Raw genomic sequence first — 14,039 nt, forward strand, 5'->3', positions numbered from 1 at the left:
CAGTCACTCCTATCTGAAAGGGCGGCTGGTTTTCTCTGTAGGCTTAGTGATAATGCGTGAGCTGTTTTTTTCTTTATCTGAGGGCCATACAGCCTATGTGGTACAACGGTTTTCTTGACCTGTCAGCCTGGCAACTGGTGGCGGTCACTCTGTTGATGACCCATGTGACCATCGTTGGGGTCACGGTCTATCTGCACCGCTATTCAGCCCATCGCTCCCTGGAGCTCAATGCCGGCCTGAAACACTTCTTCCGCTTCTGGCTGTGGCTGACCACGGCACAGAACACCCGCGAGTGGACCGCTATCCACCGTAAACACCACGCCAAATGTGAAACCGTCGACGACCCGCACAGCCCGGTCATCAAGGGTTTGTCCACCGTGCTGCGCAAAGGCGCCGAGCTGTACCGCGCCGAAGCCGAGAACCCCGAGACCCTGCGCATCTACGGCAAGAACTGCCCGGACGACTGGATCGAGCGCAAACTTTACACGCCCTACCCGCTGCTGGGCGTGGCGATCATGGGCGTGATCGACCTGCTGCTGTTCGGCACCATCGGCATCACCATCTGGGCGATCCAGATGATGTGGATTCCGTTCTGGGCAGCCGGTGTCATCAACGGCCTGGGGCATGCCATCGGCTATCGCAACTTCGAATGCCGCGACGCAGCGACCAACCTGGTGCCATGGGGCATCATCGTCGGTGGCGAAGAACTGCACAACAACCACCACACCTACCCGAACTCGGCCAAGCTGTCGGTCAAGAAGTGGGAATTCGACCTCGGCTGGGCGTGGATCAAAGTGTTCAGCTTCCTGCGCCTGGCCAAGGTGCAACGCGTCGCGCCTATCGCGCACCGCGTGGAGGGTAAAGGCAACCTGGACATGGACACCGCCATGGCGATCCTCAACAACCGTTTCCAGATCATGGCCCAATACCGCAAGCTGGTGATCGGCCCGCTGGTCAAGCAGGAGCTGGAGAAGGTCGATCATTCGGTCCGCCACCAGTTCCACCGTGCCAAGCGTCTGCTGTCACGTGAAACCAGCCTGCTGGATGACCGCCACCACGTGCGTATCCAGAGCATGCTGGAACACAGCCATGCATTGACGGTGATCTACGAAAAACGCCTGGCGTTGCAGCAGATCTGGCTGAAGACCAGTTCCAATGGCCACGATATGCTGGCGGCGATCAAGGAATGGGTGCACGAGGCCGAAGCCAGTGGCATCCAGTCCCTGCGTGATTTTGCCCACCAACTGAAGACCTATTCGCTGCGCCCTGCAGCGGTCTGACGGCACTGTGGGAGGGCCAGCCCTCCCACACACCCTCTTTCTGGCGCCATTTTCCGGGCACCGCCAATCCGTGACGATCACGGAACTTCACTGCAATTCCCCTCTCTCAAAGAACACTTCGCCATCATGGTGACCCTTGTAGTGACCGCTGTTCCATCCTGCGGCGCGCCCAGAGAGAGTTGTACCGATGGTCCACGAAAAGCCCTACCTACCCGACGCCCCCACTGCTGAGCCTCCTCGCCCAGCCGCGGCGGCCACCCTGTTGGCGCTGATGCACGCCCAGGGTGAAGTCGAACGGTTGAGCGAGCGCGAGCAATTGCTGAGCTCACTGCTGGTCAGTGTGAATGCCGTGCTGTGGGCCATTGATTGGCAAACGCGTCGCGTGCTGTATGTGAGCCCTGCCTACGAGCGGGTGTTCGGTCGGTCGGCCGGTTTGCTGTTGGCCGATTACCGCGAATGGCGCAACAGCATCCACCCTGAAGACCTCGACTATGCCGAACACAGCCTCGCTCGCGTGCTGGAGCACGGTGCCGTGGAGGACCGCGAGTACCGCATCATCACGGCTGACGGGCACATTCGTTGGCTGAGCGACAAATGCTATATCAACCAGCAGGTCGAGCCCGGTGCGCCAACGATCGTGGTCGGCATGGCCGAGGACATCACCGAAAAGAAACAGATGGCCCTGGAGCTGCACCGCCTGGCCACCACCGACGTGCTGACCCAGAGCAGCAACCGCAGGCATTTTTTCGAGTGCGCCAATCAAGCCTTCGACAATGCCTGCGCCCAAGGCGCGCCGCTGGCATTCCTGTTGCTGGACATTGATGACTTCAAAGACGTCAACGACAGCTACGGCCATCTGGAGGGCGATCAGGTGTTGCGGCGTATCGCCGAGAGCGGTCGGGGCGTATTGCGCCGTGGCGACCTGTTCGGGCGTATTGGCGGCGAAGAGTTCGCCGCCGTGCTGCCGGGGTGTGCGCCGGAGATGGCGATGCAGGTGGCTGAACGCCTGGGCAAGGAAATCCAGGCATTGAGTTTCAGCTGTGAAGGCAGGGCGTTTACCGTGACCGTCAGCCAGGGCTTGGCCAACCTGCGTGAAGACGACTCAACCCTGGACAACCTGTTCGCGCGGGCCGATACCGCCATGTACGAGGCAAAGCGCCAGGGCAAAAACCGCGTGGTAGCCGGCTAGCACTGATCAGAAGCGGGGATCGGTGTCTTTTTTTCTCAGGTTTTACGCACCCGCATCAGCTCCGACAGGCCCACTTTCAGCAACCGCGCAGTCTTGCCTTTGGCGAGTTCTTCGAGCCCTTCATGCTCGGTCAGGCGCGCCATTTGCGCCGCCAGGTTCACCACCAGCGCTTCCCGCGAATACACCCCGCCTTCGAGTGAATAGGTTGCTGCGATCAACTGACGCAGCTCCAACGGCAAGCGCCAACGCGTGCGCAACGCCGACCCATAGGCCGCGCCAAAGGTGAACAGCGACTCGCCAATCACTTCATCATCCAACGCACCACCGCCCAGGCGCCAATCTTCCAGGCAGCGCAACAGCGCCAAGTCCCCCAGCCGGTGCAGGATACCGGCGCTGTAACAGCGCTCGTGGTCCAGATCCAGCATACGCGCGAGGCGGCGGGCATAGTCGGCAGTGGCCTGGGACAACTGCCAGTGGCGCTCGGCGTAGGCCACCAGTGCCGGATCGCCCAATACCACGTTGTGCTTGAGGGTCAGGCCCAGGATCAGGTTCATGCTCTGCCCGGGCACCAGCGAGTGCAGCGCGGCCGGCAGGTGTTGTACCGGTGAGCCATGCTGCCCGGCGCTGTTGGCCGCGGCGATGAGCACGGCGGTGATTTGCGGGTCCATGCGTACCCGATCTTCCAGGCACTGGAGGTCCAGGCCATCCGGCCCCAGGCTCTGTTGCACCGCCGCCTTCACGTCGACCCACAACGGTGCGCCGTCGCAGGCGTCGCGTCGGCGCTCCAGGAACACCGGCAAGGTCATGCCCGGCGCCAACGGAGGAATTTCGCAATACACGCTTTCGCCTTCATTGAGCAGCAGGTCTTGCAGCCGCTGGGTCAGGCCGTCCATGTCCAGGGGTTTGGTCAGGTACGCCGTGGGCGCCAGGGGCAAGGCTTCGCGTACGCTGGCACTGTCATTGCGACTGCTCAGCAAAATGAACGGCAGCGCGGGCGAGCGGCGCTTCTGGCGCACGTTGCGCAGCAGGCTCAGGCCATCGATGCCCGGCAGCTCCCAATCCGCCAGGATCAGGTCATAGGCTTTTTCTTGCAGCAGCGTGGCGGCTTGCTGCCCATCGGCACACACGTCCAGCCGTGCGTCGCAGCGCACATTCAACAACACTTGCTTGAGCAGATCCCGCGACCAAGGGTCCGCCTCGGCAATCAACACTCGGGGTACAGCCGGTAAATCAACAGCAGTCATCCAGCACGCTCCATCGGCAATGCCTGCACCTTAGACAATCAAGCTGCCTACGTACAATGAACAAGGCCTGAATGTGCTGCACTCGGCACAAAAAAACCCGCCGAAGCGGGTTTTTTCTGTCGATCAGGTCAGTGTCCGCTTACAGCTCGGAGAAGCACTCTTCGATGATCGCCAAGCCTTTGTCCAATTGCTCGTCCGGCGAGGTCAGCGGGACCAGCACGCGCAACACGTTGCCGTAGGTGCCGCAGGACAGCAGGATCAGGCCCTTGTCGCGCGCTTTGGCGACCACGGCGGCAACAGCAGCGGCGTTCGGCTTGTGGCTGTCGCCATCTTCGAACAGCTCGACCGCAATCATCGCGCCCAGGGCACGCACTTCACCGATCACCGGGTACTTGGCTTGAATGGCTTTGAGGCCCGTCACCAAGCGCTCGCCGACCGCCTTGCAACGGTCCAGCAGGTGCTCTTCTTCGAACACTTCCATCACCGCCAAAGCAGCAGCGCAAGCGATCGGGCTACCGGCATAGGTGCCGCCCAGGCCACCTGGGGCGATGGCGTCCATGTATTCCGCCTTGCCGCACACACCGGCCAGCGGGAAGCCACCGGCGATGGATTTGGCGAAGGTGGTCAGGTCGGCAGCCACGCCCATCTGTTCCATGGCGAAGAACGTACCGGTACGGCCGGCACCGGTTTGCACTTCGTCGGCGATCAGCAGGATGCCGTGCTTGTCACACAGTTCACGCAGACGCTTCATGAACGATTTCGGCGCGACGTAGAAACCGCCCTCGCCCTGGACCGGCTCGATGATGATGGCCGCGATATCACGCGGCTCGGCATCGTTTTTGAAGATGCGTTCGATGCTCGCAATGGAGTCGTCATCACTGACGCCGTGCAGTTCGTTAGGGAACAGCGCACGGAACACACCGCCTGGCATCAGGCCCATGCCGGCCGAGTAAGGCACGACTTTGCCGGTCAGGCCCAGGGTCATCATGGTGCGGCCGTGGTAGGCGCCGGTGAAGGCGATCACGCCGGCACGGCCGGTCGCGGCACGCGCGATTTTCACGGCGTTTTCAACGGCTTCAGAACCGGTGGTGACCAGCAGGGTTTTCTTGGCGAAGTCGCCTGGCACCTTGGCGTTGATTTTTTCGCACAGCTCCACGTACGGCTCGTAGGCCAATACCTGGAAGCACGTGTGGGTCAGCTTGTTCAGTTGCTCGGTCACGGCGGCGATGATTTTCGGGTGCACGTGGCCGGTGTTCAGCACGGCGATACCGCCGGCGAAATCGATGAACTCGCGACCTTCAACGTCGGTCACGGTGGCGTTCTTTGCCGACTCGGCGAAGATCGGGTGAATCTGGCCAACACCGCGTGGTACAGCGGCTTCGCGGCGTTTCATCAGGGATGCGTTGGTCTTGCTCATAAAGTCCTCATTCGCCACTCATCGGGTGGCGGGGTCCAAGGAATACGTGGCGGGGAGGCAACTACGGCAGCATGCGATGATCGACTGCCACAGCTTTCCCGGCCACTACGAATAACGTCTTGAAACACGCAAAGGGTCAGCGCTCTCGTGCCCTTTGCGTTTACTGCAATCCCTTCCCGGCTTAGATGCCCAGGCAGAGGTATTTGATTTCCAGGTAATCCTCGATCCCGTACTTGGAGCCTTCACGGCCCAGGCCCGAGGCCTTGATGCCGCCGAACGGCGCCACTTCGTTGGAGATCAACCCGGTATTGACGCCGACCATGCCGTATTCCAGGGCTTCGGCCACACGGAACACACGGCCCAGGTCGCGGGCATAGAAGTAGGAGGCCAGGCCGAACTCGGTGTCGTTGGACATCGCAATCACTTCAGCTTCGTCTTTGAAGCGGAACAGCGGCGCCAGCGGGCCGAAGGTCTCTTCCTTGGCGACAGCCGCGTCTTTGGGCACATTCACCAGAATAGTCGGTTCGAAGAAGTTGCCTTCCATGACCTTGCCACCGGCCAGCAGCTTGGCGCCTTTGCTCAGAGCATCAGCAATGTGCTCCTGAACCTTGGCCACGGCTTTTTCGTCGATCAGCGGGCCAGTGGTGGTGCCTTCTTCCAGACCGTTGCCGATCTTGAGTTTGGCCACGGCCACTTTGAGTTTTTCTGCGAACGCGTCGTACACCGAATCCTGGATGTACAGGCGGTTGGCGCAGACGCAGGTCTGGCCGTTGTTGCGGTACTTGGAAATGATCGCGCCTTCGACGGCCTTATCCAGGTCCGCGTCGTCGAACACGATGAACGGCGCGTTGCCGCCCAGCTCCAGGGAGACTTTCTTGATGTCCTTGGCGCATTCGGCCATCAACTGGCGACCGATTTCGGTCGAGCCGGTGAAGGACAATTTACGCACGATCGGGTTGCTGGTCAGCTCGCTGCCGATATCGCCGGCGCTGCCGGAAACCACGCTGAACACCCCTTTTGGAATGCCCGCACGCTGGGCCAGTTCAGCCAGGGCAAACGCCGAAAACGGGGTTTGCGAAGCCGGCTTGAGCACCATGGTGCAACCGGCGGCCAGGGCCGGGCCGGCTTTGCGGGTGATCATCGCGGCCGGGAAGTTCCACGGCGTGATGGCGGCGGTAACCCCGATCGGCTGCTTGATCACGATCAGGCGCTTGTCCGGCTGGTGGCCGGGAATCACATCACCGTAGACGCGCTTGGCTTCTTCGGCAAACCACTCGATAAACGAGGCCGCGTAGACAATTTCGCCTTTGGCTTCGGCCAACGGCTTACCTTGTTCCAGGGTCATAAGGCGAGCCAGGTCATCCTGGTTCTCGATGATCAGCTCGAACCAGCGACGCAGCTTATTGGCGCGGTCTTTGGCGGTCAGTGCACGCCAGGCCGGCAGGGCCTTATCAGCCGCTTCGATGGCGCGGCGGGTTTCAGCAGCGCCCATCTTCGGCACGGTGCCGAGAATTTCGCCCGTGGCCGGGTTATTGACCTTGATGGTTTGACCATTGTCCGCATCGACCCAAGCGCCATCGATAAAGGCTTGTTGGCGGAACAACTGGGTATCTTTGAGCTGCATGTCGGCTTTCCTAAACAGCACCGCGCGCACGCGGAGCGAATTAGAGTTGTTGAAAGGCGCCTTGTGGGCTGCCGTCAGGGAAATCAGCCCCAGCGCGCAAGCATGGGTGAATAGCACGCGGGAGACAGAGCGTTTGAAATCTCAAACGAATCCTAGGATCAATGGGGGTACAGGGCAATAGTCTGTTCGAAAAAAAGAACGAAAACCGCGCATTTGCCGAATCTTTCTGATCAGCGTGATTCAACCAGGTTCCAACGTATTGACCACCGGGCCCCGGCGCAGGGCCTCGGTTGAGCAAATTCCTACCTATAAACGGCCAAAGACCGGCATGGACGCCCAAGGGCGACATGGGTATGATGTCGCCCGCACAAGCATCCGTAGCTCAGCTGGATAGAGTACTGCCCTCCGAAGGCAGGGGTCGTGGGTTCGAATCCCGCCGGGTGCACCATATAGCAGTCTCGGGCTGTCTCAGACAGTCTACGAAACACCCCAAGAAGCCCGCCCTGTGCGGGCTTTCTTGTTTCTGGCTATTCGTCCCTGCCTACCCCTGTAACTTCCCGCCGTGTATGCCCACATTTATGCTTTGAGATTCCTATAACTGGAGGCATACAGGAAGTGAAGCGCACTGAAATCAAACGCCGCCCCTTAGCAGACACCACGCTTGCAGGCCTGGAGCAACAGATACAGCCACCTTTACCGAAGCTGTAACGATGGCCCTTTTTCTTCAAGATCCTTTCAATTTCAACGATTGAAATTTCAGTAACTTCCAACGCCTCCCGCTAACTCGATCCCGCGGGTTTCATGCCCCGTGTCCTCAAGATATCCTCAGGGTCCCCAGCGACTTTTTTCAAAACCTGCCCGAGACCACCGATGAGTAACCTTCAGAAGCTGATAGAAAATGCCAAGTCGGGCTTGTCTGTTCAGGAAAAAATCTCTGCTGACGATTGGCAAGCAATCGCTAAGCAATGCGGCCCCTCTGAAATTGAAGAGATCGAACAGCGTATTGCCAGGTTACGAGCCGAGTTGGAAACGGTTGAGGAGTGGGACGGAGATACCCAAGATGACATACATCTTGCGATTTCCAGGTTCACCCAATTACTAAGGTCCGCGAAAGCACGATAGCGATGCTAGTGGCGATGGAACCACAAGGATTCAACATGAATAAATTCCTAATAGGCTTCACTTACCACGAGCCCGAACGCTGGGAGTTGTTTCAAAAAGGCATCATTGAAGACTGCGAGTCATCCACCGGCGTTTACGTCACGGCCCCTACGTTGGGGGAGGCAATAGCGTGGACAGAACGCATTGCTGAGGAACTCCTGCGGGTATCCAACTCGGACCCTTCCCTTGACTGGAAGTCATTGGGTTATGACTGCTGGGTAGTGGATGAGCCCAGCAACTCTGATTGGAGTCATTGCCTCGCCTTTTTCCAAGCTGTCGAGACAGGCTTTTTTCCAGATTTTGAGAAGATGGGGACGAGCGCTTACGGGAAGTGGGTCGAGGGTCGTTGAGGTTCGCACACTTAATCCTGCGAGCCCCGGTGAAGCGATCTTCACAGCCCATTTCTTTTGTCACAAACAGCGTTGGATACGTAGTGCGGGAATTACCAAGGTGCGCCCGCAGTCGTTCGTCATGGTGGCTAAATCGAGCGCCCTAAACGAGTGTGAGAGGAAGCAGTACGCTGCACCGTGTATGCCCATGTGTATGCCTAACCGAAACACTACCAGCCAGCCCCTTATAAACCGGCACTAAAAGCCTCCAGTTCAAACGACGCCGGGTGCACCAGACACACACAAAAACGCCCCAGGCCGAAAGACCTGGGGCGTTTTTGTGGGCGGCGATTTAATGCTTCTGCAACGCCTCCAACCGTGCCGGCAGGTCTTCCTCGGGGAAGCGTTCATGCAGCGCCAGCAGCTTCTCATCCGCCGCTTTGGTTGCTCCGGCCAGGCGCAGGTTCACAATTTCCTGCAAGCCCTCCTCCAACGACGGCAACGCCACCGGTGCGCGTTTGCTCAGTTTCACTGCCGGTGCATCGGCCATCGAGCTGGCGACTTCAGCCTGAACCGGCGGGGCGGCGGCCATGCGGGCCATAGGTGCGGGTGCGGGTGCCGAGAAGGCTTGCGGCGCCAGGCGTGCAGCTTCTGGTTGGGGCGCGGATAACGTTGTTGTGGCCACTTCCTGGTGTGGCACGGGCGAGCGCATCACTACGCCGATCATCAGGGCCACACCGGCGACGGTGGCAAATGCCATTTGCCAGCGCGGGCGTTGGCAGGCGTGCAGCCAGCGTTGCCACAGGCTCGGCGGCGGCGGCGCCGGGGCTTCGCGGCGGGCGGCGGTGAGGATGAAGGCGTCGAGGGACGCAGGCGGTTCGCCGGTGGTGTGTTGACGAAAGTGTTGCAGCAACACGTCGTCGGCATCATCGGGGTGTCGGGAGTCGGTCATGCGGGTATCTCCTCGGCCAGCAGGCGGCGCAGTTTCTGCTGGGCGTAACGCAGGCGGCTTTTTACGGTTTCCAGCGGGGCGCCGGTGAGCGCGGCGATTTGCGGCACTTCGAGGTCGCCGTGCAGGCGCAGCAGGAAGACTTCGCGCTGGTCTTCGGGCAAGTCTTGCACTGCTGCGTCGAGGCGCGCCTGGTCGCGGCTCAGGCTCAATTGCTGCTCAGGGCCGGCGCTGTCGTCGGCCTGGGCGTGCAGTTGCTCGTCGTAGCTGTCATGCAAAGGGTTGTGGATGCCGTGCTTGCGCCAGTGATCGATCAGGCGGTTGCGGGCGATCTGAAACAGCCACGTGCGAAAACTCGCCCGCCCCTGTGGCTGGCTGCTGCTACGAATCAGGCTGAGCCAGGTTTCCTGGTAAACCTCTTCAGCCAGTTCGGCCTTGTTGCTCAGTGATACAAGAAACCGGTACAGGCCTTGGCGATGCCGCGCGTACAAGGCCTCGAACGCGGCAGTGTCACCGGCTCGGTAACGGGCCAGCAGCGATTCGTCGCTGGGTGAATCATCTGGAACGACCATGTTAAGTGGCGAACTCCTTTGGAGACGTTAAAACCTTTCAATGGTGGGAGCCGGTCAAGCCAGCTCCCACCTTGGTGCTTCGCGGGGCCTACGATCCGTGTTTGAGGCTCTGCGCCAATGTCACCAGTTGCACGAACTCGTTGCGCAGCCCGAACGGGTCATCCCCGCGCGCCGAGCGGGCCAGTGCGGCGGTGTCCTGCAAACGCATGCTGCCAGTGTAGCGGCCATCCCCCTTGAGCTGTTGGGCGAAGGCGGCCACGGCGGCGGCGAAGCGCAAATCGTCGCTGGCCTGGCGGGTTTGGTTGCCGATGGGCCGTTCAATCAATTGGCTGGCACCGCCCGATGCCGGTGTGTAGCGCACCCGCAACATCGCCAGCTCAGCGGAGGTGTTTTCGACCGCAGGGGCCGTGGCGTAACGCAAGGGCTCCAACCAACCCTTCTCGCCCTTCGGCACAATTTCGTACAACGCGGTCAGCGTATGCCCTGCGCCGATCTCACCGGCGTCGACCTTGTCGTTGTTAAAATCCTCACGCTTCAAGGCACGGTTTTCGTAGCCGAGCAGCCGGTACTCACTGACCTGCGACGGATTGAATTCCACCTGCAGTTTCACATCCCGCGCCACCACCGCCAGGGTCGAGCTGAGTTGGTCCACCAGCACCTTGCGCGCTTCACGCAGGTTGTCGATGTAGGCGTAGTTGCCATCGCCCGCGTCAGCCAATTGCTCCATCAGGTGCTCGTTGTAGTTATCCACACCGAAGCCCAAAGTGGTCAGGGATATACCACTTTTGCGTTGGTCGACGGCCATTTGCTTAAGGCTGTCGAAGTCGCTGACGCCCACATTGAAGTCACCATCGGTGGCCAGCAGGATGCGGTTGATGCCCTTGTCGATAAAACCTGCGCGGGCCATCTGGTAGGCCAGTTCGATGCCGGATGCGCCCGCCGTCGAGCCGCCTGCGGCAAGTTGGTCGATTGCGTTGCGGATCGTGGTTTTTTCGCGGCCGGAGGTCGGCTCGAGAACCACACGGGATTCACCGGCATAAACCACCAGCGACACACGGTCTTGATCACGCAACTGATCCACCAGCAGTTTCAGCGTGCTTTTCACCAGTGGCAACCCTTCGCGGCGGTCCATGGAGCCGGAGACATCCACCAGAAACACCAGGTTGGCCGGCGCCAGATCCGCCACCGCGCGATCAGACGCCTTGATGCCGATGCGCAACAATCGGGTGTGCGGGTTCCACGGCGTCGCGGCGACTTCGGTGGTTACGCCAAAAGGTGAGCCGTCGGTGGGCAGTGCATAGGTGTAGGGGAAGTAGTTGACCATTTCCTCCAGCCGCACAGCACCGTCAGGCGGCAGGCGGCCTTGGTTGAGGAAACGCCTCACGTTGGCGTAACTGCCGGTGTCGACGTCTGCACTGAAGGTCGACACCGGGTTGCTTGCCACGCTGTAGACCGGGTTGTCGGGCAGGTTCTGGTACTGCTCTCGAGGCGCGTCCCGATAGGCCAACGCCACCGACTCGTGCATGACCTTTTGCGAGGCCATCAATACAGGGGCCGCAGCGCGCTTGGCCAAGGCACCCTCAGGGCTTGGAGATGGAGGCGTTTCGGCGACAGGCTTGGCGGCCTCTCGAGACGATGACAGCCCGCAGCCGACGAGCGTCGCCAACACGGTAACGACAAGGCTGCAGCCGATGGGACGCAGCAATAAAGGAGCCTGTGACATGGCGCTGAACCTCAACAGTGAATAGTCCGTTCATAGCTTCAGACGTGAGGTACGCCAGGTTCGGGTTAATGATCGATATTTTCTCGCGGAACCCGCGTGTCGGCTCCGCGTATAAAAAGCGGTCAGGCATTTAACAATGTTGAGTCCACAACCCCTTACCTGCCGGTGGGAAATCCTGGCAACAACAACGCTTGAACACCCTGCCCCCCCGCGCATGCTTATAAAGGCTTTAACAAAAGCCTTCAGACTGTAAGTGTTCCTGTATGTCTAAAAGAAACAAAATAAACACGACTGAAAACTGTACTTTCAACTATTCGAATAGCACGTTAAAAATCGGCACACCACACGCAAGCCTTAAACTAAAAACAAACAACCCTGCTGTTGCAAATCATGTTGCAACGACCCACCGATACATTCGAGAAACAAATAACCCGTTGGCTATTTATTTATAGGATGCGAAGGTACTTACAGCACACGGACATGTACTCTCCAAACAGAAAAGGAATCCATCCCACAACAAAAACCATGGGTTACTCCTATGAGACTCGACTTCAGGCCTTCTTTATTCCAACAGCCGAACCCGACTGAACATTTCTTGCCGCCGATCCTAAAGCCCGTTGCTCAGCAGACGTTCAACTACTCGATCTTTCGTCCGTTTCTGCAACCGTTCTTACAGCATCCGTTCGTGCGTATTTTTATACATCCGATTATTCAGCCTCCCTTCGTACGTCCGGTTATTCAGCCACCTACACGCCCACCCATTAATCCAATCACTACCACCGCCCCCACGCCATCCGAGCCCCTCACCACGCGTAACTGGGACGGAAAAGACCCAACATTGCGGCCCGATGACCCCTATGTGGCCAGCCTGAATAAACGCTCTTTCGATGCGCGCCAGGCAAGCGACAACCTCACGCGGGAAGGCGCCAAGTGGGATGACCTGAATGGAGACGGCAGAACCTCTGTTGCCTACTCGTTCAACACAGGTTTCGGACAGTTCGATGAACGGCAAAAAGCACAGGCGCGGCTTGCCATGCAGGCGTGGAGCGACGTGTCCAATCTCGCCTTCGAAGAAAACGGGCCTCGCAGAGAGGGGAAAATGTCGTTTGGCATATCGAACACCGAGTCGGTTGCCAGCGGCTATTACCCCAGCAACCACCCCTATGGAGGCTCGACCTGGTACAACCCCAACCGGGTCACGCGTCAAACCTTGCTGCATGAAACAGGTCACGCCCTCGGCCTGTCACATGGCGGCAATTACAATGGCAGCCTGCACACAAGCCAGTGGAACCATGCACAGGATTCGAAAGCCCACACCGTCATGAGCTATTTCTGGGCGGATAAAAGTGGCAAAACCCACGGCGGCAACACCCCTGTGGCGCCGATGATGGATGACATTTCCGCTATTCAAAAACTGTATGGCGTCAATCGTCAAATCCGCCAGGAAAACACCACCTACGGGTTCAATTCCAACAGCCAGCGGGACTACTACACCCTCAACTCCAACCGCGATAATGCGGTGTTCTGCGTATGGGACGGCGGCGGTATCGACACTCTGGACGTCTCTGGCTACGGTTCCAACCAGACCATCAACCTCAAGGCCGGCTCGTTCTCGGATGTCGGCGGGCTCAAGGGCAACGTGTCCATCGCCCGGGGTGTCACCCTGGAAAATGCCATCGGCGGTTCAGGCAACGACGCTCTGATCGGTAACGAGGCTGACAATCGGCTCACCGGCGGCGCAGGCGGTGACCGGCTGCGGGGTGGCGGCGGCGCAGACACCTTCGTTTACAACAGGGCCAGTGACTCCACGCCGGATAACCCGGATGTGCTCATGGACTTCATCAGCGGCACCGACAAAATCGATGTATCCAGGGCCATGAAGCACGCCAATGTCGCCAGCCTGGCCTTTGTCAGCGAAATGACCGGCAAGGCGGGGGATGCGGTACTCATCCATGACGCCAGCGGCAACAAAGGTAGCGTGGCGATCGACCTGACGGGCGACGGCAAAGCCGACCTGTTGATCCGAACCCACGGGCAAGTCAAACCAGGGGATATTGTTCAGTCCGCAGGTGCCGTAACCCTTGATACTCAGGCGGACACGCCGAGTAGTCGCGCCACATTGACGCCCCCCAGGCACCATCGTTCGAGTACATACACTTACGAAAAGGCCAGCGACTCGACCTATCACAATGCGGATCTGCTCCAGGATTTTGTCAGTGGCCAAGACAAGATTGATCTCACCGGTTTGATAAACAACACCGGCGTTCACCTTCAACTGGTCGAGCGCTACACCGGCCGCATTGGTGACACCCTCGTGAAGTTTAACGCGTACAGCGGTCGCTACTTCGTGGGCGTGGACTTGACGGGTAATCGCCGAACAGACTTTCTGATCAAGAGCACTCAACGCATAAAACCTGAAGACGTCATCGGTTTACCTAAACGCCCCAACGCTCGGGCCAGCGCGCTTTCACGGGCCAGGTAAACCCCTGCGTTAAAGACATTAACGCCTGAAGAACCCCATTCACCCATGAGCCTTAACGTTCACGCTTCA

At 59.3% G+C, this 14,039-nt stretch carries 11 protein-coding genes and 1 tRNA gene; 6 read left to right on the top strand and 6 right to left on the bottom strand.

Annotated features, from left to right (window positions below; genetic code table 11):
* The first annotated feature begins 95 nt into the window (after positions 1 to 95).
* On the top strand, positions 96 to 1,280 hold the full coding sequence (desA, locus tag JFT85_RS14895; protein WP_053253769.1) for a delta-9 fatty acid desaturase DesA: 1,185 nt from the start codon (positions 96 to 98) through the stop codon (positions 1,278 to 1,280).
* 187 nt (positions 1,281 to 1,467) lie between these two features.
* On the top strand, positions 1,468 to 2,469 hold the full coding sequence (locus JFT85_RS14900) for a sensor domain-containing diguanylate cyclase (RefSeq protein WP_169876182.1): 1,002 nt from the start codon (positions 1,468 to 1,470) through the stop codon (positions 2,467 to 2,469).
* Positions 2,470 to 2,504: 35 nt separating this feature from the next.
* Here the strand turns inward: JFT85_RS14900 and JFT85_RS14905 are convergent, their stop codons facing one another.
* The 3 genes from JFT85_RS14905 to gabD form a co-directional block, all read right to left on the bottom strand.
* On the bottom strand, positions 2,505 to 3,713 hold the full coding sequence (locus JFT85_RS14905; RefSeq protein WP_069552917.1) for an HDOD domain-containing protein: 1,209 nt from the start codon (positions 3,711 to 3,713) through the stop codon (positions 2,505 to 2,507).
* 139 nt (positions 3,714 to 3,852) lie between these two features.
* Positions 3,853 to 5,130, bottom strand: coding sequence for a 4-aminobutyrate--2-oxoglutarate transaminase (gene gabT, locus JFT85_RS14910; RefSeq protein ID WP_069552916.1), 1,278 nt, complete (start codon positions 5,128 to 5,130; stop codon positions 3,853 to 3,855).
* Between the two features lie 181 nt (positions 5,131 to 5,311).
* On the bottom strand, positions 5,312 to 6,754 hold the full coding sequence (gabD, locus tag JFT85_RS14915; protein WP_017136690.1) for an NADP-dependent succinate-semialdehyde dehydrogenase: 1,443 nt from the start codon (positions 6,752 to 6,754) through the stop codon (positions 5,312 to 5,314).
* Between the two features lie 371 nt (positions 6,755 to 7,125).
* On the opposite strand from gabD, the gene JFT85_RS14920 reads away from it, so the two are divergent.
* The 3 genes from JFT85_RS14920 to JFT85_RS14930 all read left to right on the top strand — a co-directional run bounded on the left by JFT85_RS14920 (position 7,126) and on the right by JFT85_RS14930 (position 8,265).
* A tRNA-Arg gene (locus JFT85_RS14920) sits at positions 7,126 to 7,202 on the top strand.
* Positions 7,203 to 7,624: 422 nt separating this feature from the next.
* Positions 7,625 to 7,876 carry a hypothetical protein gene (locus JFT85_RS14925; protein ID WP_053253765.1) on the top strand — a complete coding sequence of 84 codons (252 nt, stop codon included), beginning with the start codon at positions 7,625 to 7,627 and terminating at the stop codon, positions 7,874 to 7,876.
* 35 nt (positions 7,877 to 7,911) lie between these two features.
* The gene (locus JFT85_RS14930; protein ID WP_053253798.1) at positions 7,912 to 8,265 is read left to right on the top strand and encodes a hypothetical protein; all 354 of its coding nucleotides are present in this window, start codon (positions 7,912 to 7,914) and stop codon (positions 8,263 to 8,265) included.
* Positions 8,266 to 8,596: 331 nt separating this feature from the next.
* Here the strand turns inward: JFT85_RS14930 and JFT85_RS14935 are convergent, their stop codons facing one another.
* From JFT85_RS14935 to JFT85_RS14945, 3 genes are all read right to left on the bottom strand, one after another.
* Positions 8,597 to 9,196 carry a hypothetical protein gene (locus tag JFT85_RS14935; RefSeq protein ID WP_201230064.1) on the bottom strand — a complete coding sequence of 200 codons (600 nt, stop codon included), beginning with the start codon at positions 9,194 to 9,196 and terminating at the stop codon, positions 8,597 to 8,599.
* On the bottom strand, positions 9,193 to 9,765 hold the full coding sequence (locus JFT85_RS14940; RefSeq protein ID WP_053253763.1) for an RNA polymerase sigma factor: 573 nt from the start codon (positions 9,763 to 9,765) through the stop codon (positions 9,193 to 9,195). Before JFT85_RS14940 ends, JFT85_RS14935 begins: the two co-directional genes overlap by 4 nt.
* An 88-nt stretch (positions 9,766 to 9,853) precedes the next feature.
* A complete protein-coding gene (locus JFT85_RS14945; RefSeq protein ID WP_201230066.1) occupies positions 9,854 to 11,488 on the bottom strand; it encodes a vWA domain-containing protein in 1,635 nt (544 codons plus the stop codon).
* A 538-nt stretch (positions 11,489 to 12,026) separates the two neighbouring features.
* Here JFT85_RS14945 and JFT85_RS14950 point away from each other — a divergent pair.
* Positions 12,027 to 13,970, top strand: coding sequence for a M10 family metallopeptidase C-terminal domain-containing protein (locus JFT85_RS14950; RefSeq protein WP_242486538.1), 1,944 nt, complete (start codon positions 12,027 to 12,029; stop codon positions 13,968 to 13,970).
* The last annotated feature ends 69 nt before the right edge of the window (positions 13,971 to 14,039 follow it).

Source organism: Pseudomonas sp. TH04 (genome assembly GCF_016651355.1).
Lineage (GTDB): Bacteria > Pseudomonadota > Gammaproteobacteria > Pseudomonadales > Pseudomonadaceae > Aquipseudomonas > Aquipseudomonas fluorescens.